This window comes from Pseudomonas sp. NPDC089554, assembly GCF_050280645.1.
Lineage (GTDB): Bacteria > Pseudomonadota > Gammaproteobacteria > Pseudomonadales > Pseudomonadaceae > Aquipseudomonas.
Genome location: NZ_JBNNVR010000093.1, coordinates 1 through 21,155 on the forward strand (window position 1 = coordinate 1; position 21,155 = coordinate 21,155).

The window sequence follows — 21,155 nt, forward strand, 5'->3', positions numbered from 1 at the left end:
ACTGGCGCTACAGAAAGGGCTAGAGGGGGCGGCTCGTGGGCTCTGCCGGTGCCAAACAGCGCGTCTTGCGGTGCCAAACCCGTCGCGCGCTTACAGAAGAGGCCGGTGCAGACGTCACGAACCTTTACCTGTTCATGACATTTCTGCCCTTGACCTGAGGCATGGATGATAAGCATTATCATTCACCCCTCATCGGCCAGGTTTCCCCGTGAGTCAGTCCCGATTCAACTCCGTCTTCCTTACCCAGCGCCTCACCCTGCTGCGCACGCTGCAACGCATGGTGGGCAACCCCAGTACCGCGGAAGACCTGCTGCAGGAGACCTATCTGCGGGTTACCCGCGCCCTGGGCGAGCACCCCATCGAGCACCTCGAGCCGTTCGTGTTCCAGACCGCGCGCAATCTGGCGCTCGACCACCTGCGCGCACGCCGTGTGCAAGCACGCACGCTGGTCGACGATGTACCTGAACAGGTGCTGCACAACGTCGCCGCGCCCCTGGGCAGCAGCGAGGACGCCGCCCATGCCGAGCAATTGCTCAAGCACCTGAGCGTCAGCCTGTCCCAGCTCACCGCGCGCCAGCAGCGCATCTTCATCCTCAGCCGCCTGCATGGCGCCAGCTACCTGGAGATCGCCGAGCAGTTGCAGGTGTCCGCCAGTACCGTGCAGAAAGAACTGAAACTGATCATGGCCATCTGCATGGGCGTGGCCGAGCGCCTGAAGTGAGTGGCGACCGCTCGCCGCCTGGTAGCTTGCTAAATCGGCAAGGCCCTTGCCATGGCGCAACACAGCCACGATCATTTGCACCAAATCCCAGCAAGGACCCACCGTGACCGACCGCGATTCCCCTCCTGCGTCGCCCGCCGAGGCTGATGCCCGTGCTCGCGCCCAGGAAGAGGCGCAGGACTGGCTGATTCGCCTGCAATGCGCCAGCGAAGCCGACACCGAGGCCTTCGAAACCTGGTTGGGTGCCAATGAGTTCAACGCCCAGGCCTACGTCGAGGCCGAGGCGCTATGGAATGGCAATGCCCTGCACCAGGCTGCCGGGCAACTGCACCAACAACAACGCCGCTCGCTCGGCGGGCGCCTGCGCCGTCACTGGAAACCCCTGGCCACCGCCGCCGTGCTGCTGGTCGGGCTGTTCACCTTTGGCAACCTGCCGGTACGCCTGCAAGCCGACCACCTGACTGTGGTCGGCGAACGCCAGCGCCTGCAACTGGACGACGGCGCCAAGGTGCTGCTCAACACCAACTCGGCCTTCGCCAGCGACCTGCGCGAAGGCCGCCAGGTCGCCCGCCTGTTGCAGGGCGAGGCGTTCTTCGAAGTACCCGGCGGCAGCCAGCAACCGCTGGAGGTCCAGGCCGGGCCACTGCGCGCGCAGGTGCGCGACACCAACTTCGCCGTGCGCTACCTCGATGGCCAGGCCCAGGTGCGGGTGCAGCGCGGCGATGTCGACCTGCAAGGCGAGCGCGACCAGCGCATTCGCCTGAGCGCCGGCGACAGCATCAGCGTCGGGCCTGATGGGTTCGGCCAGCGCCAGCGCGCCGACCTGCACAAGGAACTGGCCTGGATCGAAGGCCGCCTGGTGTTCGAAAACTGCCCGTTGAGCCAAGTGCTCGACGAACTGCGCCGCTACTACCCCGGCTGGATCATCAACCGCAACGAGCGCCTCGAACAGGTCGCGGTGACCGGCAACTACCGCCTCGACCAGCCGCTGGAAACCCTGCGGGCCCTGGCGCACATCACCTCGGCGCAGCTACAGGAGTTCCCCGCCGTGGTGATTCTCAACTAGCTGAAAACTTTTTTTACGCGATCCCTGAACCCCGCCCGTCTCGTTATAGCCAATGCAACTGATTCTTGTTTGAAAACGAGAACAGTCATCACCTATAACAGTTCGCGCGACAGGGAGCGCTTTCGATGTCCACAGGTCCAACCCGCCCGTCCCCTTCCTCCCGCCGCATGGGCCAGCTCTCGCTACTGACCCTGGCGCTGCTGGCCATCGGCAGCTTCAGCCTGCCGGCCTTGGCAGCGGAACCGGCCCAGGCCAGCAGCCCGCGCATGGGCGACTATCGCTTCGCCATCGCCCAGCAGCCGCTGGTGTCGGCGATCAACGCGTTCACCGAAGTAACCGGTTGGCAGGTGGGCTTCTCCGCAGAGCTGGCCGAGGGCGTCTCCTCGCCCGGCGTGCAAGGCTCGTTCGCCCCGGAAGCCGCGCTGCAACGCCTGCTCAACGGCACTGGCCTGAGCTACCGCAAGATCGGGAACGGCAACGTGGTGCTGGAGCGTCAGTCGTCGGGTAACGCCATCGCCCTGCAACAGGTGACCATCAGCGCCACCCGCAGCGCCCAGGACGTCAACCTGGTGCCCAGCACCGTCAGCGTGCAGACCCGCGAGCAACTGGACCGCCAGAACGTCAACGACATCAAGGACCTGGTGCGTTATGAACCGGGCGTGTCGGTGGGTGGCGTGGGCCAGCGCAGCGGCCTGAACGGCTACAACATCCGCGGTATCGACGGCGAACGCATCCTGACCCAAGTCGATGGCGTATCGATTCCCGACAGCTTCTTCTACGGCCCCTACGCCCAGACCCAGCGCAACTACGTCGACCCTGAAATCGTCAAGCGCGTTGAGATTCTGCGCGGCCCGGCCTCGGTGCTGTATGGCAGCAACGCCATCGGCGGCGCGGTGAGCTACTACACCCTCGACCCGGAAGACATCATCAAGCCCGGCAAGGACGTCGGTGCCCGCCTGAAGACCGGCTACAGCTCGGCCGACGAAAGCTGGTTGACCTCCGCCACCGTCGCCGGCCGCCAGGGCGACTTCGACGGCCTGCTGCACCTGAGCCAGCGCAACGGCCACGAGACCGAGTCCTATGGCAGCCACAGCGGCACCGGTCTTGCCCGCACCGAGGCCAACCCGGAAGACGTGCGCACCACCAACGTGCTGGCCAAGCTGGGCTGGAACTACGCCGACGATGCGCGCCTGGGTTTCACCTACGAGCGCTACAAGGATGACCGCGACCAGAACATCCTCAGTGCAGTGGGCGGGCCGTTCACCAACGGCGCCGGGCTGGGCATGTACCGCAGCCGCGCCGGCAACGACACGGTCACCCGCGAGCGCTTCGGCATCAACCACGACTTTGGCGTCAACAGCCTGGTGGCCGACCACGTGAAGTGGAGCCTGAACTACCAGATCGCCAAGACCGACCAGGAAACCGAGGAAGTCTACTTCCCCTTCAGCCGCACCGTGCTGCGCACCCGCGACACCACCTACAAGGACCGCCAGTGGGTCTTCGATGGCCAGCTGGAAAAGGCCTTCAGCCTCGGCGAAACCGAGCACCTGCTGACCTACGGCACCACCCTCAAGCATGAGAAGGTCACCGGCTCGCGCAGCGGCACCGGCACCTGCCTGCGGGTTGGCGGCTCCTGCCTGAGCGTCGGCCAGAACAGCCCGACTGACGGCCAGGTGCTGGTCAGCGACTTCCCGGACCCGACCATCGACACCTACAGCGTGTTCGCCCAGGACGAGATCCGCTGGAACAACTGGACCTTCCTGCCCGGCGCCCGCTACGACTACACGCGCATGGAGCCGAAGATGACCGCCGAGTTCCTGCGCGGTATCCAGGGCACCGGCACCGCGCCCACCGATGTCGACGACTCGACCAAGAACTGGCACCGCGTCTCGCCCAAGTTCGGCGTGACCTATGCCTTCAACGACCACTACACCTGGTACGGCCAGTACGCCGAAGGCTTCCGCACCCCGACCGCCAAGGCCATGTACGGGCGCTTCGACAACCCGGGCCTGGGCTATCGCGTGGAGCCGAACCCGAACCTTGAGCCGGAGAAAAGCAAGAGCTACGAAACCGGCCTGCGTGGCAACTTCGAGGCCGGCAACTTCGACGTGGCGGTGTTCTACAACAAGTACCGCGACTTCATCAACGAAGACGCCGTGCAGTCGGCCAACCTGGGTTCGACCTTCCAGGCCAACAACATCAAGCACGCCACCATCAAGGGTGCCGAGTTCAAGGGCCGTCTGAACCTCGACCACTTCGGCGCGCCGCAAGGCCTGTACACCCAGGGCTCGCTGGCCTATGCCCACGGGCGCAACGACGACAACGGCCAGCCGCTGAACAGCGTCAACCCGCTGACCGCAGTAATGGGCCTGGGCTATGAGCAACAGAACTACGGCGGCCTGCTGAGCTGGACCCTGGTCAAGCGCAAGAACCGTGTCGACGACACCACCTTCTTCGCCCCCGACGGCACCAGCAGCCAGTTCCGTACCCCTGGCTACGGGGTGCTGGACCTGACCGGCTTCTACAAGGTCACCGACGACGTCACCGTCAACGCAGGCCTGTACAACCTGACCGACAAGAAGTACTGGCAGTGGGATGACGTGCGTGGCTACGACGGCTTGGGCGAGGCCGGCGTTACCCAACCGGCCAACCTCGACCGCCTGACCATGCCGGGGCGCAACTTCGCCATCAATGTGGTGTGGGATATCTGATCCATAACCGAGGCGTCTCACTCGCGGGCAAGCCCGCTCCTACAGGGGTAGCGAAGATCCTGTAGGAGCGGGCTTGCCCGCGAATGAGCAACCACAAATCCAGATGACAAACACAAATGCCTCTCCCTCCCAGGTGAGGTTTTTTTACTGTCCCGCGTCTTCTCCTTCGTCTTGTCACTAGACACCTCATTTCCCAAGGATGCACCCATGACCCGCGAATCCTCCGAGCGCCCTGCCCTGCGCTCGCAACGCCTGAACCAGGTCACCCACGCGCCGCACACCGAGCTGGACGCCCTGGTCAAGTCCCACGCCCCATTCGAGAACCGCGAAAACTTCGCCCGCTTCGTCGTCGCCCAGTACCTGTTCCAGTCCGAGTTGCAGGCCCTGTACACCGACCCACAGCTGATCGCCATCGTCCCCGACCTGGCCGCCCGCTGCCGTGCCGAACAGGCCCGCCTGGACCTCGCCGACCTGAACACCGAAGTGCCCGGCCCGGTCGCCGGCGCCCTGGGCAAGCCGAGCCTGGGCGAAGCGCTGGGCTGGATCTTCGTCTCCGAAGGCTCCAAACTGGGCGCCGCGTTCCTGATCAAACGTGCCGTGGCCCTGGAGCTGTCCGACAGCTTCGGCGCCCGTCACCTGGGCGAGCCGGAAGGTGGTCGTGCCCAAGGCTGGAAGGAATTCACCCGAACTCTCGACGCCCTGGAACTCTCGCCTGAAGAAGACGCTGCCGCAGAGCGCGGCGCAGTCGCCGCCTTCGAGCGCTTCACCGAGCTGCTCAAGCACGCCTACGCCGCCGACGCCGCGCTGGCCTGAGACGCACCTGCCGGCCACCAACCAGGTGGCCGGACCGTTTTGCAGTGAGACCATGACCCAAGTCGCCCGCTCCCGCATTGCCCGCCTGCTGTATGCGATCCTGGCCTACGTCAGCCTCGGCATCGGCCTGGTCGCCATCGTCATTCCGGGGCTGCCGACCACCGAGTTCATCCTGCTCGCCGCCTGGGCCGCCACGCGCAGTTCGCCACGCCTCTCGGCCTGGCTGGAAAACCACCGGCTGTTCGGGCCGATCCTCTACAACTGGCGCAACGGCAAAGTGATCCAGCGCCGCGCGAAGGTCAGTGCAACCATCAGCATGCTGCTGTGCGCAGGCCTGATGCTGACCCTGCTCGAACACCACTGGCCGGTGTACCTGGCCATCGCCGGCATGACCCTGGGCAACCTGTGGATCTGGTCACGCCCCGAGCGTCCACTGGCCCCTTCGGCCGGGGTACAGTCCTGACGGATTTGCGTACCGCCGTCAGATGTACTGCAATTGGATCCGACACGGAGGATCCTCAATGCCCTTGCTTCTCGACACCATCGCCCGCGAATTGAACCTGGCGCCGCCCGTCGTGCGCTGGCAAGGCGTCGGCAGCCTACCCTCGACGTTCGCGGTCACCGACCTGGCCGCTGCCAGCATTGCCGCCGTGGGGCTGGCCTTGGCGGAACTAAAGGAGCGACACACCGAGCATTGCCCTCTGGTGCAGGTCGACCGCCGCCTGGCGTCGTTCTGGTTCGCCACCAGCCTGCGCCCGCAAGGCTGGCAGCCACCACCGCTGTGGGATGCCATGGCGGGCGACTACCCGACCCGCGATGGCTGGATTCGACTGCACACCAACGCCCTTCATCATCGCCAGGCGGCCCTGCAGGTACTGGGCGTACCGCCCGAACGTGGCGCGGTAGCCGCCGCAGTCGCCCACTGGGACGCCGAGGCCTTGGAAGGCGCCGTGGTCGCAGCGGGCGGTTGCGCGGCGAAGATGCGCAGCTGGGCCGAGTGGTGCGAGCACCCCCAGGGCCAGGCGGTAAATGCCGAGCCACTGGTGTTGCGCGAAACCCTCCAGCAAACCGTGCCACGTCCCTGGCAAGGCAGCTCGTCGCGGCCGTTGGCGGGCATCAAGGTGCTCGACCTGACGCGCATCCTCGCCGGCCCCACCGCCAGCCGCGTGCTGGCCGGTTTCGGCGCCCAGGTGCTGCGCCTCGACCCACCCGGCTGGGAAGAGCCAGCCGTGGTAGCCGAGGTGACCTTGGGCAAGCGCTGCGCCCGCCTCGACCTGCACACAGCACAAGGGCGCCAGGTGTTCGAGCGGCTGCTGGGCGAGGCGGACGTCCTGCTGCATGGTTACCGAGCCGATGCCCTGGAGACGCTCGGTTACGGCCATGAGCGGCGACGCCAGCTCAACCCGGCGTTGGTGGACGTCAGCCTCGACGCCTATGGCTGGAGTGGGCCGTGGCGCCAGCGCCGAGGCTTCGACAGCCTGGTGCAGATGAGCACCGGGATCGCCCGCGAAGGTATGCGCTGGCGCCAGGTCGAGCACCCGGTGCTGTTGCCGGTGCAGGCGCTGGATCATGCCACCGGCTATCTGATGGCCGCCGAAGTGATCCGCGCCTTGGCCAGGGGCCAGGCAAGCCTGTCGCGGTTCTCCCTGGCGCGCACGGCAAAGCTGTTGATCGAGTACGGCACCGTGAGCGATGACTTGCCAATGCCGCAGGAAACAGCGGCAGATTTGGCTTTACCTGTGGAAAACACCCCTTGGGGGCCGGCACAGCGGGTCAAAGGGCCGTTAATGGTCGGCGAAGCACATATGCACTGGGAAAGGGGTGCCTGCGAGCTGGGTTCGGCCGAACCGAGCTGGTGAATCTTGTGGCCCTTTCGCGGGCAAGCCCGCTCCTACAGGGTTCGGCGCAAACCTTGTAGGAGCGGGCTTGCCCGCGAAAGGGTCGCAAGATTCACAGGTGCAACAAGCCCGAATACAGTCCATAGGCCGCCGCCGCAGCCCCCACCAGCACCGCCGCGAAAAGCAGCTTCTCCCAGCGGGTAAACAGTACCTGCCCCTGCTCATGCTTGGCCCGCGCGAACAGGATCACCCCCGGCGCATACAGCAACGCAGACAGCAGCAGGTACTTCACCCCCCCGGCGTACAGCAGCCACACCGCATACACCAGCGCCAACCCCGCCACCAGCAAGTCCTTGCGCCGCGCACCCACCTGCCCCGCATACCCGTCCCCACGCCACGCCAGCAGCAGCGCATAGGCTGCCGACCAGAAGTACGGCACCAGGATCATCGACGACGCCAGGTAGATCAGGCTGGTGTAGGTGCCCGCCGAAAACAGCGTGATCAGCAGAAACCCCTGGATCATGCAGTTGGTCAGCCACAGGGCATTGGCCGGCACATGGTTGGCGTTCTCGCGCGCCAGAAAGCCCGGCATGGTCTTGTCCCGCGCCGTGGCGAACAGGATCTCGGCGCACAGCAAGGCCCACGACAACAACGCGCCCAACAACGACACCGCCAGGCCAATACTGATCAGCAACGCCCCCCATGGCCCGACGATATGCTCCAGCACCGAAGCCAGCGAGGGGTTGGGCAACTGCGCCAGCTCCGGCTGGGTCATCACCCCCAGCGACAGCACGTTGACCAGCACCAATAGCGCCAGCACGCCGAGAAAACCGATCACCGTGGCCTTGCCCACATCCGAGCGCAGCAGCGCCCTGCCCGAATACACGCTGGCGCCCTCGATGCCGATGAACACGAACACCGTCACCAGCATCATGTTGCGCACCTGCTCCAGCACGCTGCCGAACTTCGGGTTGCCCAGGCCCCAGATATCCCGGGTGAAGATGTCTGCGCGAAAGGCGAAGGCGGCGATGACGATGAAGATCAGCAGCGGTACCACCTTGGCCACGGTGGTGACCTGGTTGATGAAGGCCGCCTCCTTGATGCCGCGCAGTACCAGAAAATGCACGGCCCACAGCAGCAGCGAGGCGCAGCCGATAGCCACCGGCGTATTGCCCTCACCGAACACCGGGAAGTAGAAACCGAGGGTGCTGAACAGCAGCACGAAGTAGCCGACGTTGCCCAGCCAGGCACTGATCCAGTAGCCCCAGGCCGAGGAAAACCCCATGTATTCGCCAAAGCCGGCCTTGGCGTAGGCGTATACCCCAGAGTCCAGCTGCGGCTTGCGGTTGGCCAGGCTCTGGAAGACGAACGCCAAGGCCAGCATGCCCACTGCCGTGATGCCCCAGCCAATCAGGACGGCGCCCACGTCGGCGCGTGCAGCCATGTTCTGCGGCAGCGAGAAGATCCCGCCACCGATCATCGAGCCGACCACCAACGCGATCAGCGCCCCCAGGCGCAATTTCTGTCCCGGCTCGCTCATGGAATTCCTCGCAGTTATAGCTTCCTGAGTATCGAGCAATGAACTTTAGCACTGCCAGTAATACGCATCGCTTATTAGACAAAGCCATTAAAGCTATAGCACTCATAACTGAGTTGTCTATGGCACTTGCCTGATAAAAATGACAATTGCGCTATCGATCACGAATACCCGATTGATGATGACGTTTGTTGAGAAGAATTTGCGAAAAGCCCAAAAGCAGCTAGCGTGATAGTTCGCAGGCCAAACGCAGCGTTTGTTTCAGATGGACACGGAGGTGCCAGCGCACAAGGCCTGCAGCCAGTTAGTCGGCACTCTCCAGGAGGCGCGTGAAGGTTTTTTCCCACTTCGCGGCGTCATGAACTGATCTACATCAGCGAATGACCAAGGCGTCGGATTTATTCTGATGTCAACTTTCTCCTGGCATGGAGTTATTAAATGTCTGATTCCCCCGGAAAACTAAAACTGGGCGCACTTGTTGCACTTGTCGTGGGCTCGATGATTGGTGGCGGTATCTTTTCGCTGCCACAGAACATGGCGGCAAGTGCTGGGGTCGGGGCGGTACTGATCGGCTGGGCGATCACCGCGGTGGGCATGCTCACCCTGGCCTTCGTGTTCCAGACCCTGGCCAACCGCAAGCCCGACCTGGACGGCGGTGTGTATGCCTATGCCAAGGCCGGTTTCGGCGACTACATGGGCTTTTCCTCGGCCTGGGGCTACTGGATCAGCGCCTGGCTGGGCAACGTCGGCTACTTCGTGCTGCTGTTCAGCACCCTGGGCTACTTCTTCCCGCTGTTCGGTGAAGGCAACACCCCGGCAGCGGTGATCGGTGCTTCGGTCCTGCTGTGGGCCGTGCACTTCCTGGTGCTGCGTGGCATCAAGGAAGCGGCCTTCATCAACCTGGTCACCACCGTGGCCAAGGTGGTGCCGCTGGCACTGTTCGCGCTGATCTGCCTGTTCGCCTTCAAGCTCGACGTGTTCACCGCCGACATCTGGGGCCTCGGCTCGCCTGACCTGGGCAGCGTGATGGACCAGGTGCGCAACATGATGCTGGTCACCGTCTGGGTGTTCATCGGCATCGAGGGCGCGAGCATCTTCTCGTCACGGGCGGAAAAACGCTCCGACGTGGGCAAGGCCACGGTCATCGGCTTCATCACCGTGTTGCTGTTCCTGGTGCTGGTCAACGTGCTGTCGATGGGCGTGATGACCCAACCGGAACTGGCCAAGTTGCAAAACCCATCGATGGCCGCCGTGCTGGAGCATGTGGTGGGCCACTGGGGTGCGGTGCTGATCAGCGTCGGCCTGATCATCTCGCTGCTGGGGGCGCTGCTGTCGTGGGTGCTGTTGTGCGCCGAGATCATGTTCGCCGCCGCAAAGGATCACACCATGCCGGAGTTCCTGCGCCGCGAGAACGCCAACCAAGTGCCGGCCAACGCCCTGTGGCTGACCAACGCCATGGTGCAGATCTTCCTGGTCATCACGCTGTTTTCCAACAGCACCTACCTGTCGCTGATCTACCTCGCCACCTCGATGATCCTGGTGCCTTACCTGTGGTCGGCGGCCTACGCGGTGCTGCTGGCGGTGCGCAACGAAACCTACGAGCAGGCCCTGGCCGAGCGGCGCAAGGACCTGGTCATCGGCGGCATCGCCCTGCTGTATGCCATCTGGCTGCTGTATGCCGGCGGCGTGAAATACCTGCTGCTCTCGGCCCTGCTGTATGCCCCTGGCGCGATCCTGTTCGCCAAGGCCAAGCGTGAAGTGGGCCAACCGATCTTCACCGGTATCGAGAAGCTGATCTTCGCAGTCGTGGTGCTCGGCGCCCTGGTGGCGGCCTACGGCCTGTACGACGGTTTCCTGACCCTTTGAATCCTGTCTTCGCAATTACTGGAGGAAGCAATCATGTCCACGGAAAAACAGAAATACGGTGTCCACTCCGAAGCCGGGAAACTGCGCAAGGTGATGGTCTGCGCGCCAGGGCTTGCGCATAAGCGGCTGACCCCGAGCAACTGCGACGAGCTGTTGTTCGACGATGTGATCTGGGTCGACCAGGCCAAGCGCGACCACTTCGACTTCGTCACCAAGATGCGCGAGCGCGGCGTCGATGTGCTGGAAATGCACAACCTGCTGACCGATATCGTGCAGCAGCCCGAAGCGCTGAAATGGATCCTCGACCGCAAGATCACCGATGACACCGTCGGCGTAGGCCTGAACAACGAAGTGCGCAGCTGGCTCGAAGGCCTCGAGCCGCGTCACCTGGCCGAGTTCCTGATCGGCGGCGTGGCCGGCCAGGACCTGCCGCAGAGTGAAGGCGCCGAAGTGGTGAAGATGTACAACGACTACCTGGGCCACTCCAGCTTCATCCTGCCACCGCTGCCCAACACCCAGTTCACCCGCGACACCACCTGCTGGATCTACGGCGGCGTCACGCTCAACCCGATGTACTGGCCAGCACGTCGCCAGGAAACCCTGCTGACCACCGCCATCTACAAGTTCCACAAGGAGTTCACCAACGCCGACTTCGAGGTGTGGTACGGCGACCCGGACAAACAGCACGGCCAGTCCACCCTCGAAGGCGGCGACGTGATGCCGATCGGCAAGGGCATCGTGTTGATCGGCATGGGCGAGCGCACCTCGCGCCAGGCCATCGGCCAACTGGCACGTAACCTGTTCGCCAAGGGCGCGGTGAAGGAAGTGATCGTCGCTGGCCTGCCGAAATCCCGCGCCGCCATGCACCTGGACACCGTGTTCAGCTTCTGCGACCGCGACCTGGTAACGGTCTTCCCCGAGGTGGTGAACGAAATCGTGCCGTTCATCATCCGCCCGGATGAAAGCAAGCCCTATGGCATGGACGTGCGCCGCATCAACAAGTCGTTCATCGAGGTGGTCGGCGAGCAGCTGGGCGTGAAATTGCGCGTCGTCGAGACCGGCGGCAACAGCTTCGCCGCCGAGCGCGAGCAGTGGGACGACGGCAACAACGTGGTGGCCCTGGAGCCCGGCGTGGTCATCGGCTACGACCGCAACACCTACACCAACACCCTGCTGCGCAAGGCCGGCATCGAGGTCATCACCATCAGCGCCGGCGAGCTGGGCCGCGGTCGCGGCGGCGGCCACTGCATGACCTGCCCGATCGTGCGCGACCCCATCGACTACTGATGCACCTGCGTCCGGCCGTATGCACAAGCCCGGCCGGGCGCTTCAACGAATTCAAGGAGTACCGTCATGGCGTTCAACATCCATAACCGCAACCTGCTCAGCCTGGAGCACCACACTACGCGCGAGCTGCGCTACCTGCTGGACCTGTCCCGCGACCTCAAGCGCGCCAAGTACACCGGCACCGAGCAGCAGCACCTGAAGGGCAACAACATCGCCCTGATCTTCGAGAAAACCTCCACCCGCACCCGCTGCGCCTTCGAGGTGGCCGCCTATGACCAAGGCGCCAACGTCACCTACATCGACCCCAACTCCTCGCAGATCGGCCACAAGGAAAGCATGAAGGACACCGCCCGGGTGCTCGGGCGCATGTACGACGCCATCGAATACCGTGGCTTCAAACAGGAAATCGTCGAGGAACTGGCCAAGTTCGCCGGGGTGCCAGTGTTCAACGGCCTGACCGACGAATACCACCCCACCCAGATGATCGCCGACGTGCTGACCATGCGTGAGCACAGCGACAAGCCGCTGCACGACATCAGCTACGCCTACCTGGGCGATGCCCGCAACAACATGGGCAACTCGCTGCTGCTGATCGGCGCCAAGCTGGGCATGGACGTACGCATCGCCGCGCCCAAGGCGCTGTGGCCCCACGACGACCTGGTCGATCGCTGCAAGCAGTACGCAGAGGAAAGCGGTGCGCGCATCACCCTGACCGAGGACCCGAAGGCCGCGGTAAAGGGCGTGGACTTCGTGCACACCGATGTGTGGGTGTCGATGGGTGAGCCAGTCGAGGCCTGGGGCGAGCGTATCGAACAGCTGCTGCCGTACCAGGTGAACAAGGAACTGATGAAGGCCACCGGCAACCCGCGCAGCAAGTTCATGCACTGCCTGCCGGCGTTCCACAACAGCGAGACCAAGGTGGGCAAGCAGATCGCCGAGAAGTACCCGCACCTGGCCAATGGCATCGAGGTGACCGACGACGTGTTCGAGTCGTCGGCCTGTATCGCCTTCGAGCAAGCGGAAAACCGCATGCACACCATCAAGGCGATCCTGGTGTCGACACTGGCCGATCTCTAAGGCCACAGGGGCCGCAGCGCGGCCCCCTCTTTTGCTAAAGGACATTCCCCATGCGTATCGTTGTTGCATTGGGCGGCAACGCCCTACTGCGCCGCGGCGAGCCAATGACCGCCGACAACCAGCGCGCCAATATCCGTACCGCCGCTGAGCAAATTGCCAAGATCCACCCCGGCAACCAGCTGGTGGTCGCCCACGGCAATGGCCCGCAGGTCGGCCTGCTGTCGCTCCAGGGCCTGGCCTACAAGCCCGACGAGGCCTACCCGCTGGACGTGCTCGGCGCCGAGACCGAAGGCATGATCGGCTATATGATCGAACAGGAACTGGGCAACCTGCTGGACTTCGAAGTGCCCTTCGCCACCCTGCTGACCCAGGTCGAGGTAGATGCCAACGACCCGGCCTTCAAGGACCCGACCAAGTTCATCGGGCCGGTGTATGCCAAGGAAGAAGCCGAGCGCCTGGCCAAGGAGAAAGGCTGGGTGGTCAAGCCCGACGGCGACAAGTATCGCCGCGTGGTCGCCAGCCCCAAGCCCAAGCGCATCTTCGAGATCCGCCCGATCAAGTGGCTGTTGGAAAAGAACAGCATCGTGATCTGCGCAGGCGGTGGCGGCATTCCCACGATGTACGACGAAAACCACAAGCTCAAGGGCGTGGAGGCGGTCATCGACAAGGACCTGTGCTCGGCGCTGCTGGCCGAGCAGCTGGAGGCCGACCTGCTGGTGATCGCCACCGATGTCGATGCCGCCTACATCGACTTCAAGCAGCCTACGCAGAAGGCCATCGCCCAGGCACACCCGGACGAGCTCGAACGCCTGGGCTTCGCCGCTGGGTCAATGGGGCCGAAGGTGCAGGCCGCCTGCGACTTCGCCCGGCAGACCGGCAAGGTGGCGGTTATCAGTTCGCTGGAGAACATCGAGGACATCGTCAAAGGCACTGCCGGTACGCGAGTTTCAACGGCGAAGCCGGGAATCAGCTACCGTTGAATGCGGTTGGCGGGCCAAGTGCCCGCCGTTTTCAAGCTTCCAGAGGGTAATGCCATGGCTCAATTCAAGCCCGGCCATGTTCATATCGAGCGCACGGCGCTGAACACAGCTGACCACAGCTATGACTTGAACATCGAGTACGAGGCCACTCAAGACTCCAGCAACGGTCGTGGCATCCAGTTCCGCATGCACGGCAGTATCGAAGGCAAGCCGGTGGACGAGAAATTCTTCCTGGCCAAGGACGAAGTGCTGCCCAGCTTTCTCATGGTGCTGACCCGCAGGGCCCAGGCGCACCTGCCAGCGCCGAAGAAATTCGAGGCTCTGCCTTCTCCACACCCGCTGTATGACGCGATGTTCGAGGATATTCGCGAGAAACTCGACGTGAAGTCCGGCGACCCGGTCAAGCCTGAGCATCTGGGTAATCCCTGATACCGCCTTCGCGGGCAAGCCCGCTCCTACAGGTATCCCACTGTCCTTGAAAGCGGTGGGGTACTTGTAGGAGCGGGCTTGCCCGCGAATGACGCGCCGCCGACCTTGGGCTGATCCCCCACTCAAGGCATACTGGCCCCCCGCCGTTCACTGTTCGTACACCCATGCGCATCCACGTCAGCTTCATCGACCGCGTCGGCATCACCCAGGAAGTCCTGGCCCTGCTCGGTGCCCGCAACCTCAACCTCGATGCAGTGGAGATGGTGCCGCCGAACGTCTACATCGACGCCCCCACCCTGAGCCCAGCCGTGCTCGAAGAGCTGCACGACGCCCTGTTCGAGGTGCATGGCGTGCAGTCGGTGCAGGTGGTCGACATCCTTCCCGGGCAACGTCGCCACTTGCAGCTCGATGCCCTGCTGGCGGCCATGAGCGACCCCGTGCTGGCGGTGGACAGCGCCGGCCAGGTGCTGTTGGCCAACCCGGCGCTTATCGCCCTGTGTGGGCGCGAGTCGGCCGGCCGCTCGGTGGGCGAGCTGTTCGGCGACGATGGCCTGCTGCAGGCCCTGCTGGACAACAACTTCCACCTGCCGATGCGCGAGATGCAACTCAACGGCCAGAGCCTGCTGCTGGACGCTACGCCCATCACCAACGCTGGTGGCCTGCTGACCCTCTACCCGCCCACACGCATGGGCGAACGCCTGTCGGCCCTGCACCACGACCACGCCGAAGGCTTCGATGCGATGCTCGGCGACTCCCCCGCCATCCGCACCCTCAAGGCCCGCGCCCTGCGCGTGGCCGCGCTGGACGCCCCGCTGCTGGTACATGGCGAAACCGGCACCGGCAAGGAGCTGGTGGCCCGCGCCTGCCATGCCATCAGCAGCCGCCATGGCGCGCCGTTCCTTGCGCTCAACTGCGCCGCGCTGCCCGAGAACCTGGCCGAGAGCGAGCTGTTCGGCTACGCCCCCGGCGCCTTCACCGGCGCGCAACGCGGCGGCAAGCCAGGGCTGATGGAACTGGCCAACCAGGGCACGGTGTTCCTCGACGAAATCGGCGAGATGTCGCCTTACCTACAGGCCAAGCTCCTGCGTTTTCTCAGCGATGGCAGCTTCCGCCGGGTGGGGGGCGACCGCGAGGTGAAGGTGAATGTGCGAATCATCAGCGCCACCCACCGCAACCTCGAGCGCATGGTCGCCGAGGGCACCTTCCGCGAAGACCTGTTCTACCGCCTCAACGTCCTCAACCTGCAAGTGCCGCCGCTGCGCGAGCGCGGCCAGGACATCCTGATGCTGGCGCACTTCTTCATGCAGCAGGCCTGCACGCAGATCCAGCGCCCAGCCTGTCGCCTCACCCCAGCCACCCACTCGGCGCTGCTGGCCAACCCTTGGCCAGGCAACGTGCGTCAGTTGCAGAACGTGATCTTCCGCGCCGCCGCCATCTGCGAGGGCAGCCTGGTGGATATCGGCGACCTGGACATCGCTGGCACCTCGGTGGCACGGGGCCAGGACGGCGAGGTGGCGAGCCTGGAGCAAGCCGTCGGTAGCTTCGAGCGCGAGCTGCTGCAACGCCTGTATGCCAGCTATCCGTCGACCCGGCTGCTGGCGGCGCGCTTGCAAACCTCGCACACCGCCATTGCCCAGCGGCTGCGCAAGTACGGGATTCCCAACAAGGCCTGACCTGAACTTGCAACGCCCGATGACTTAAGTCACAACACCGGCCGGAATATCGTCGATTCCCGGAATCTTTCAGACTTTTCCGATAAGCATCCCACGCCCGCCTCCCTAACATTGCTGCCGCAAAAAAGCGGCGGCACGACCCTGCGCGGTCGAGCAACTGCCTGAAGACCCACGTTCAGCCGCTTGTTGCGCCAGCCGGGCGACACCCTGCTGGCGAGCGAAGCGTTGAGTCTATCTGCGCAAGAGGCGCCCCCACCCCTGGGTGACCTCGATCAGAACAAAGAGTACGCAAAATGCTTGAGCTTGATTTCTATGGAACACTCGTGGCGGCCTCCCTGGTGCTATTGCTGGGACGCGGCCTGGTTACACGCGTGAAATTCCTGCGGTTGTACAACATCCCCGAACCTGTCGCCGGCGGCCTGGTTATCGCCCTGGTACTGCTGGCACTGCGGAACTTCGACATCCATGTACGCTTCGATACCTCCCTGCAAACACCGCTGATGCTGGCATTCTTCGCCACCATCGGGCTCAGCGCCGACCTCGCCAGCCTGAAGAAAGGCAGACGTATCGTGCTGATCTTCCTGGCCGCGGTCACTGGGCTGCTGCTGGTGCAGAACGCCCTGGGCATCGGCCTGGCCACCGCACTGGGCCTCGACCCGCTGATGGGCCTGCTGTCCGGCTCGATCTCGCTGTCGGGCGGCCACGGCACCAGTGCCGCTTGGGGCGCGACCTTCACCGAGCAGTACGGCCTGCCTTCGGCGACCGAACTGGCACTGGCCAGCGCAACCTTCGGCCTGGTGCTGGGCGGCCTGATCGGCGGCCCTGTCGCGCGCCTGCTGATCGGCCGGGTAAAAACCCCTGGCCAGGGGCATGGCCAGGCACATTTGCCCAAGGGTTTCGAGGAGCCGGACACCGAGCGCCTGATCACCCCCATCTCGATGATCGAAACCCTCGCGCTGATCGCCATCAGCCTGCAAGGCGGCTACCTGCTGCAAGGGCTGCTGAGCGGTACGGCCTTCGAACTGCCGACCTTCGTCTGTGTGCTGTTCACCGGCGTACTGCTGCGTAACGGGCTCTCGCTGTTCGGCCTGTACCAGGTGTTCGAGCGCGAAGTGTCGGTGCTGGGGAACGTCAGCCTGTCGCTGTTCCTGGCAATCGCTCTGATGTCGCTGAAACTGTGGGACCTGGCCGCCCTGGCCATGCCGTTCCTCATCCTGCTGACGGCACAGACCCTGGTCATGGCGCTGTTCGCCATCTTCGTGACCTTCCGCGTCATGGGCAGCAACTACGATGCCGCCGTGCTGGCCGCCGGGCACTGCGGTTTCGGGCTGGGTGCCACGCCGACGGCGATCGCCAACATGCAGGCCGTGACGCAACGCTATGGCCCGTCGCAGATCGCCTTCCTCGTCGTGCCGATGGTGGGCGCGTTCTTCATCGACATCATCAATGTGATCGTCATCAAGCTGTACCTGGCGCTGCCCTTCTTCAGCGCACTCTGACTACAACCGGCACGGCTGGCGGGCAATCCGCAGCCGTGCCCCGGCCAGACCGTATTGAATTCAATACATCGTATCGAATTCAATACATCCATTCTCGGGATCGTTCTACAAGGGTTTGATCCTGCCCGCCTTTCTTTTCCCTCTCAAGCTGTAGCGTTTTCATTACAAAGCGCTGCCAGCGATCTTTCATAAAAATACTTAAGTCATTGATATTTATAATAAATATTAAAAATGGCCGCATTATTGCTAAGAAAACGCAACTTCAGAGCGCGGCCCACCGCGCCCACGCCCCCTGCTTCCCGAGGAATTCCCATGAGCGAGTTGCGTTTCACCGAAGATCACGAATGGCTGCGCGTCGAAGCCGATGGCAGCGTCACCGTGGGCATCACCGCCTACGCCCAGAACGCCTTGGGTGATGTGGTCTTCGTGCAACTGCCTGAGCTGCAGCATTACGACAAAGGCGCCGAAGCCTCCACCGTCGAATCGGTCAAAGCCGCCAGCGGCGTGTACATGCCACTGGCTGGCGAAGTAGTGGGCGTCAACGATGCGCTCAACGACAGCCCGGAGCTGGTCAACGACGACCCACTGGGTGAAGGCTGGTTCTTCCGCTTCAAACCCACCGACGCCAGCGAAGTGAACGCCCTGCTCGACCAAGCCGCCTACGACCGCCTGCTCAAAGCCAACGACGACGCCTGAGGAACCCAACCATGACCATCAACCTCGGCACCGCCAACGAATTCATCGCCCGCCACATCGGCCCACGCACCGCTGACGAGCAGGCCATGCTCGCGACCCTGGGCTTCGACAGCCTGGAGGCCATGACCGATGCTGTCATCCCTGACAGCATCAAAGGCACCAGCGTACTCGGCAGCCACGACGGCCAGAGCGAAGCCGATGCCCTCGCCGCGCTGAAGGCCATCGCCAGCAAGAACCAGCTGTTCAAGAGCTTCATCGGCCAGGGTTACTACAACACCCACACGCCAGCGCCGATCCTGCGCAACCTGCTGGAAAACCCGGCCTGGTACACCGCCTACACCCCGTACCAGCCAGAAATTTCCCAGGGCCGCCTGGAAGCACTGCTGAACTTCCAGACCCTGATCAGCGACCTCACCGGCCTGCCGATCGCCAACGCCTCCCTGCTCGACGAAGCCACCGCCGTGGCCGAGGCCATGACCTTCTGCAAGCGCCTGTCGAAGAACAAGGCCAGCCACGCCTTCTTCGCCTCCGTGCACTGCCACCCGCAAACCCTCGACGTGCTGCGCACCCGTGCCGAGCCGCTGGGTATCGAAGTGGTCGTGGGCGACGAGCGCGAACTGGGCGACGTGTCGGCCTTCTTCGGCGCTGTGCTGCAATACCCGGCCAGCAACGGTGACGTGTTCGACTACCGCGAGCTGGTAGAACGCTTCCATGCAGCGGGCGCCCTGGTGGCCGTGGCGGCCGACCTGCTGGCCCTGACCCTGCTGACCCCGCCGGGCAAGTTCGGCGCCGACGTGGCCATCGGCAGCGCCCAGCGCTTCGGCGTGCCACTGGGCTTCGGTGGCCCGCACGCGGCCTACTTCGCCACCCGCGACGCCTTCAAGCGCGACATGCCAGGCCGCCTGGTCGGCGTGTCGATCGACCGCTTCGGCAAGACCGCCCTGCGCCTGGCCATGCAAACCCGCGAGCAGCACATCCGCCGCGAGAAGGCCACCAGCAACATCTGCACCGCCCAGGTGCTGCTGGCCAACATCGCCAGCATGTTCGCCGTGTACCACGGCCCAGCCGGCCTCAAGCGCATTGCCGAGCGCACCCACGCGCTCACCGCCATCCTCGCTGCCGGCCTTGAAAGCCTGGGCGTGAAGGTCGAGACCGGGGCCTTCTTCGACACCCTGGCCCTGGCCACCGGTGACGCCACCGCAGCCCTGCACGACAAGGCCCGCGCCGTCGGCATCAACCTGCGTCAGATCGACGCCGCCCACCTGGGCCTGTCGCTCGACGAAACCAGCACCCAGGCCGACGTCGAAGCCCTGTGGTGCCTGTTCTCCAACGGCCAGACGCCGCCTGAATTCGCAAGCCTGGCCAGCACCGCCAGCCGCCTGCCATCCGCCCTGCTGCGCCAGTCGGCGATCCTCGAGCACCCAGTGTTCAACCGCTACCACAGCGAAACCGAGCTGATGCGCTACCTGCGCCGCCTGGCCGACAAGGACCTGGCGCTGGACCGCAGCATGATCCCGCTGGGCTCGTGCACCATGAAGCTCAACGCCGCCAGCGAGATGATCCCGGTGACCTGGGCCGAGTTCGGCAACCTGCACCCGTTCGCCCCGGCAGAGCAGAGCCAGGGTTACCTGGAAATGACCACTGAGCTTGAAGCCATGCTGTGCGCCGCCACCGGCTATGACGCCGTGTCGCTGCAACCGAACGCGGGCTCCCAAGGCGAATACGCAGGCCTGCTGGCCATTCGCGCCTACCACCGCAGCCGTGGCGAAGGCCATCGCGACATTTGCCTGATCCCGTCCTCGGCCCACGGCACCAACCCTGCTACCGCCAACATGGCCGGCATGCGCGTGGTGGTCACCGCTTGCGACGCCCGCGGCAACGTCGACATCGACGACCTGCGCGCCAAGGCCATCGAGCACCGTGAGCGCCTGGCCGCGATCATGATCACCTACCCGTCCACCCACGGCGTGTTCGAGGAAGCGGTCGGCGAGATCTGCGAAATCATCCACGACAACGGCGGCCAGGTGTACATCGACGGCGCCAACATGAACGCCATGGTCGGCCTGTGCGCCCCGGGCAAGTTCGGCGGCGACGTCTCGCACCTGAACCTGCACAAGACCTTCTGCATCCCCCACGGCGGTGGCGGCCCAGGCGTCGGCCCGATTGGCGTGAAGTCGCACCTGGCGCCGTTCCTGCCCGGCCACGCGACCCTGGCCAACACCGAAGGCGCCGTTTGCGCAGCGCCGTTCGGCAGCGCCAGCATCCTGCCGATCACCTGGATGTACATCCGCATGATGGGTGGCTCGGGCCTCAAGCGTGCTTCGCAAATGGCTATCCTCAACGCCAACTACATCGCCCGTCGCCTGGAAGAGCACTATCCTGTGCTGTACACCGGCGGCAATGGCCTGGTCGCCCATGAATGCATCCTCGACCTGCGCCCACTCAAGGACACCAGCGGCATCAGCGTCGACGACGTGGCCAAGCGCCTGATCGACTTCGGCTTCCACGCCCCGACCATGTCGTTCCCAGTGGCCGGCACGCTGATGATCGAACCGACCGAAAGCGAGTCCAAGGAAGAACTGGACCGTTTCTGCGACGCGATGATCAAGATCCGCGAGGAAATTCGCGCGGTAGAGAACGGTAGCCTGGACAAGGACGACAACCCGCTGAAGAACGCCCCGCACACAGCGGCCGAGCTGGTTGGCGAATGGGCCCATGGCTACAGCCGCGAGCAGGCGGTGTACCCGCTGGCGAGCCTGGTGGAAGGCAAGTACTGGCCACCGGTCGGGCGTGTCGACAACGTGTTCGGCGACCGCAACCTAGTGTGCGCTTGCCCGTCGATCGAGAGCTATCAGGACGCCTGATAGCCCCTCCCCGCTGCCTGGCTTGGGTGGCGGGCCTCTGTAGGAGCGGGCTTGCTCGGCAGGTCGGGGATGATGACCGGCATCGGCGTAGCGGTGTT

At 64.3% G+C, this 21,155-nt stretch carries 16 protein-coding genes; 15 read left to right on the top strand and 1 reads right to left on the bottom strand.

The window, feature by feature from the left end; all coding sequences use genetic code 11:
• Positions 1-208 precede the first annotated feature (208 nt).
• The 6 genes from ACQKPE_RS21605 (at position 209) to ACQKPE_RS21630 (ending at position 7,170) form a co-directional block, all read left to right on the top strand.
• Positions 209-721: an RNA polymerase sigma factor gene (locus ACQKPE_RS21605; RefSeq protein ID WP_427668755.1), complete on the top strand. Its 513-nt coding sequence runs from the start codon at positions 209-211 to the stop codon at positions 719-721.
• Between the two features lie 103 nt (positions 722-824).
• Positions 825-1,787 carry a FecR family protein gene (locus ACQKPE_RS21610; RefSeq protein WP_427668756.1) on the top strand — a complete coding sequence of 321 codons (963 nt, stop codon included), beginning with the start codon at positions 825-827 and terminating at the stop codon, positions 1,785-1,787.
• A gap of 125 nt (positions 1,788-1,912) precedes the next feature.
• Entirely contained in the window at positions 1,913-4,498 is a 2,586-nt protein-coding gene (locus ACQKPE_RS21615) for a TonB-dependent receptor (RefSeq protein WP_427668757.1), read from the top strand.
• Between the two features lie 207 nt (positions 4,499-4,705).
• Positions 4,706-5,311, top strand: coding sequence for a biliverdin-producing heme oxygenase (locus ACQKPE_RS21620; protein ID WP_427668758.1), 606 nt, complete (start codon positions 4,706-4,708; stop codon positions 5,309-5,311).
• A 52-nt stretch (positions 5,312-5,363) separates the two neighbouring features.
• Positions 5,364-5,774 carry a YbaN family protein gene (locus ACQKPE_RS21625; RefSeq protein WP_427668759.1) on the top strand — a complete coding sequence of 137 codons (411 nt, stop codon included), beginning with the start codon at positions 5,364-5,366 and terminating at the stop codon, positions 5,772-5,774.
• 58 nt (positions 5,775-5,832) lie between these two features.
• On the top strand, positions 5,833-7,170 hold the full coding sequence (locus ACQKPE_RS21630) for a CoA transferase (RefSeq protein WP_427668760.1): 1,338 nt from the start codon (positions 5,833-5,835) through the stop codon (positions 7,168-7,170).
• A 91-nt stretch (positions 7,171-7,261) separates the two neighbouring features.
• On the opposite strand, the gene arcD (ACQKPE_RS21635) is transcribed toward ACQKPE_RS21630, so the two are convergent.
• Entirely contained in the window at positions 7,262-8,689 is a 1,428-nt protein-coding gene (arcD, locus tag ACQKPE_RS21635) for an arginine-ornithine antiporter (protein ID WP_427668761.1), read from the bottom strand.
• Between the two features lie 435 nt (positions 8,690-9,124).
• On the opposite strand from arcD (ACQKPE_RS21635), the gene arcD (ACQKPE_RS21640) reads away from it, so the two are divergent.
• The 9 genes from arcD (ACQKPE_RS21640) (at position 9,125) to gcvP (ending at position 21,057) form a co-directional block, all read left to right on the top strand.
• Positions 9,125-10,552, top strand: coding sequence for an arginine-ornithine antiporter (arcD, locus tag ACQKPE_RS21640; protein WP_427668762.1), 1,428 nt, complete (start codon positions 9,125-9,127; stop codon positions 10,550-10,552).
• 33 nt (positions 10,553-10,585) lie between these two features.
• Positions 10,586-11,839: an arginine deiminase gene (gene arcA / locus ACQKPE_RS21645; protein WP_427668763.1), complete on the top strand. Its 1,254-nt coding sequence runs from the start codon at positions 10,586-10,588 to the stop codon at positions 11,837-11,839.
• A 66-nt stretch (positions 11,840-11,905) separates the two neighbouring features.
• Positions 11,906-12,916, top strand: coding sequence for an ornithine carbamoyltransferase (locus ACQKPE_RS21650; RefSeq protein ID WP_427668764.1), 1,011 nt, complete (start codon positions 11,906-11,908; stop codon positions 12,914-12,916).
• Between the two features lie 50 nt (positions 12,917-12,966).
• Positions 12,967-13,896 carry a carbamate kinase gene (arcC, locus tag ACQKPE_RS21655; RefSeq protein WP_427668765.1) on the top strand — a complete coding sequence of 310 codons (930 nt, stop codon included), beginning with the start codon at positions 12,967-12,969 and terminating at the stop codon, positions 13,894-13,896.
• Between the two features lie 54 nt (positions 13,897-13,950).
• Positions 13,951-14,325 carry a DUF5064 family protein gene (locus tag ACQKPE_RS21660; RefSeq protein ID WP_427668766.1) on the top strand — a complete coding sequence of 125 codons (375 nt, stop codon included), beginning with the start codon at positions 13,951-13,953 and terminating at the stop codon, positions 14,323-14,325.
• Positions 14,326-14,489: 164 nt separating this feature from the next.
• The gene (locus ACQKPE_RS21665; RefSeq protein WP_427668767.1) at positions 14,490-15,998 is read left to right on the top strand and encodes a sigma-54-dependent transcriptional regulator; all 1,509 of its coding nucleotides are present in this window, start codon (positions 14,490-14,492) and stop codon (positions 15,996-15,998) included.
• 293 nt (positions 15,999-16,291) lie between these two features.
• Positions 16,292-17,497 carry a sodium/glutamate symporter gene (gltS, locus tag ACQKPE_RS21670; RefSeq protein WP_427668768.1) on the top strand — a complete coding sequence of 402 codons (1,206 nt, stop codon included), beginning with the start codon at positions 16,292-16,294 and terminating at the stop codon, positions 17,495-17,497.
• A 312-nt stretch (positions 17,498-17,809) separates the two neighbouring features.
• Positions 17,810-18,193 carry a glycine cleavage system protein GcvH gene (gcvH, locus tag ACQKPE_RS21675; protein WP_427668769.1) on the top strand — a complete coding sequence of 128 codons (384 nt, stop codon included), beginning with the start codon at positions 17,810-17,812 and terminating at the stop codon, positions 18,191-18,193.
• Between the two features lie 11 nt (positions 18,194-18,204).
• Entirely contained in the window at positions 18,205-21,057 is a 2,853-nt protein-coding gene (gcvP, locus tag ACQKPE_RS21680; protein WP_427668770.1) for an aminomethyl-transferring glycine dehydrogenase, read from the top strand.
• The last annotated feature ends 98 nt before the right edge of the window (positions 21,058-21,155 follow it).

Excerpts from the sequence above, each read along its gene's own strand:
- ACQKPE_RS21620 (WP_427668758.1), top strand. The coding sequence starts at position 4,706 with ATGACCCGCGAATCCTCCGAGCGCCCTGCCCTGCGCTCGCAACGCCTG.
- arcD (WP_427668762.1), top strand. The coding sequence starts at position 9,125 with ATGTCTGATTCCCCCGGAAAACTAAAACTGGGCGCACTTGTTGCACTT.
- ACQKPE_RS21665 (WP_427668767.1), top strand. The coding sequence starts at position 14,490 with ATGCGCATCCACGTCAGCTTCATCGACCGCGTCGGCATCACCCAGGAA.
- ACQKPE_RS21615 (WP_427668757.1), top strand. The coding sequence starts at position 1,913 with ATGTCCACAGGTCCAACCCGCCCGTCCCCTTCCTCCCGCCGCATGGGC.
- gcvP (WP_427668770.1), top strand. The coding sequence starts at position 18,205 with ATGACCATCAACCTCGGCACCGCCAACGAATTCATCGCCCGCCACATC.
- gcvH (WP_427668769.1), top strand. The coding sequence starts at position 17,810 with ATGAGCGAGTTGCGTTTCACCGAAGATCACGAATGGCTGCGCGTCGAA.
- ACQKPE_RS21660 (WP_427668766.1), top strand. The coding sequence starts at position 13,951 with ATGGCTCAATTCAAGCCCGGCCATGTTCATATCGAGCGCACGGCGCTG.
- ACQKPE_RS21650 (WP_427668764.1), top strand. The coding sequence starts at position 11,906 with ATGGCGTTCAACATCCATAACCGCAACCTGCTCAGCCTGGAGCACCAC.
- arcD (WP_427668761.1), bottom strand. The coding sequence starts at position 8,689 with ATGAGCGAGCCGGGACAGAAATTGCGCCTGGGGGCGCTGATCGCGTTG.
- arcC (WP_427668765.1), top strand. The coding sequence starts at position 12,967 with ATGCGTATCGTTGTTGCATTGGGCGGCAACGCCCTACTGCGCCGCGGC.
- ACQKPE_RS21630 (WP_427668760.1), top strand. The coding sequence starts at position 5,833 with ATGCCCTTGCTTCTCGACACCATCGCCCGCGAATTGAACCTGGCGCCG.
- arcA (WP_427668763.1), top strand. The coding sequence starts at position 10,586 with ATGTCCACGGAAAAACAGAAATACGGTGTCCACTCCGAAGCCGGGAAA.
- gltS (WP_427668768.1), top strand. The coding sequence starts at position 16,292 with ATGCTTGAGCTTGATTTCTATGGAACACTCGTGGCGGCCTCCCTGGTG.
- ACQKPE_RS21625 (WP_427668759.1), top strand. The coding sequence starts at position 5,364 with ATGACCCAAGTCGCCCGCTCCCGCATTGCCCGCCTGCTGTATGCGATC.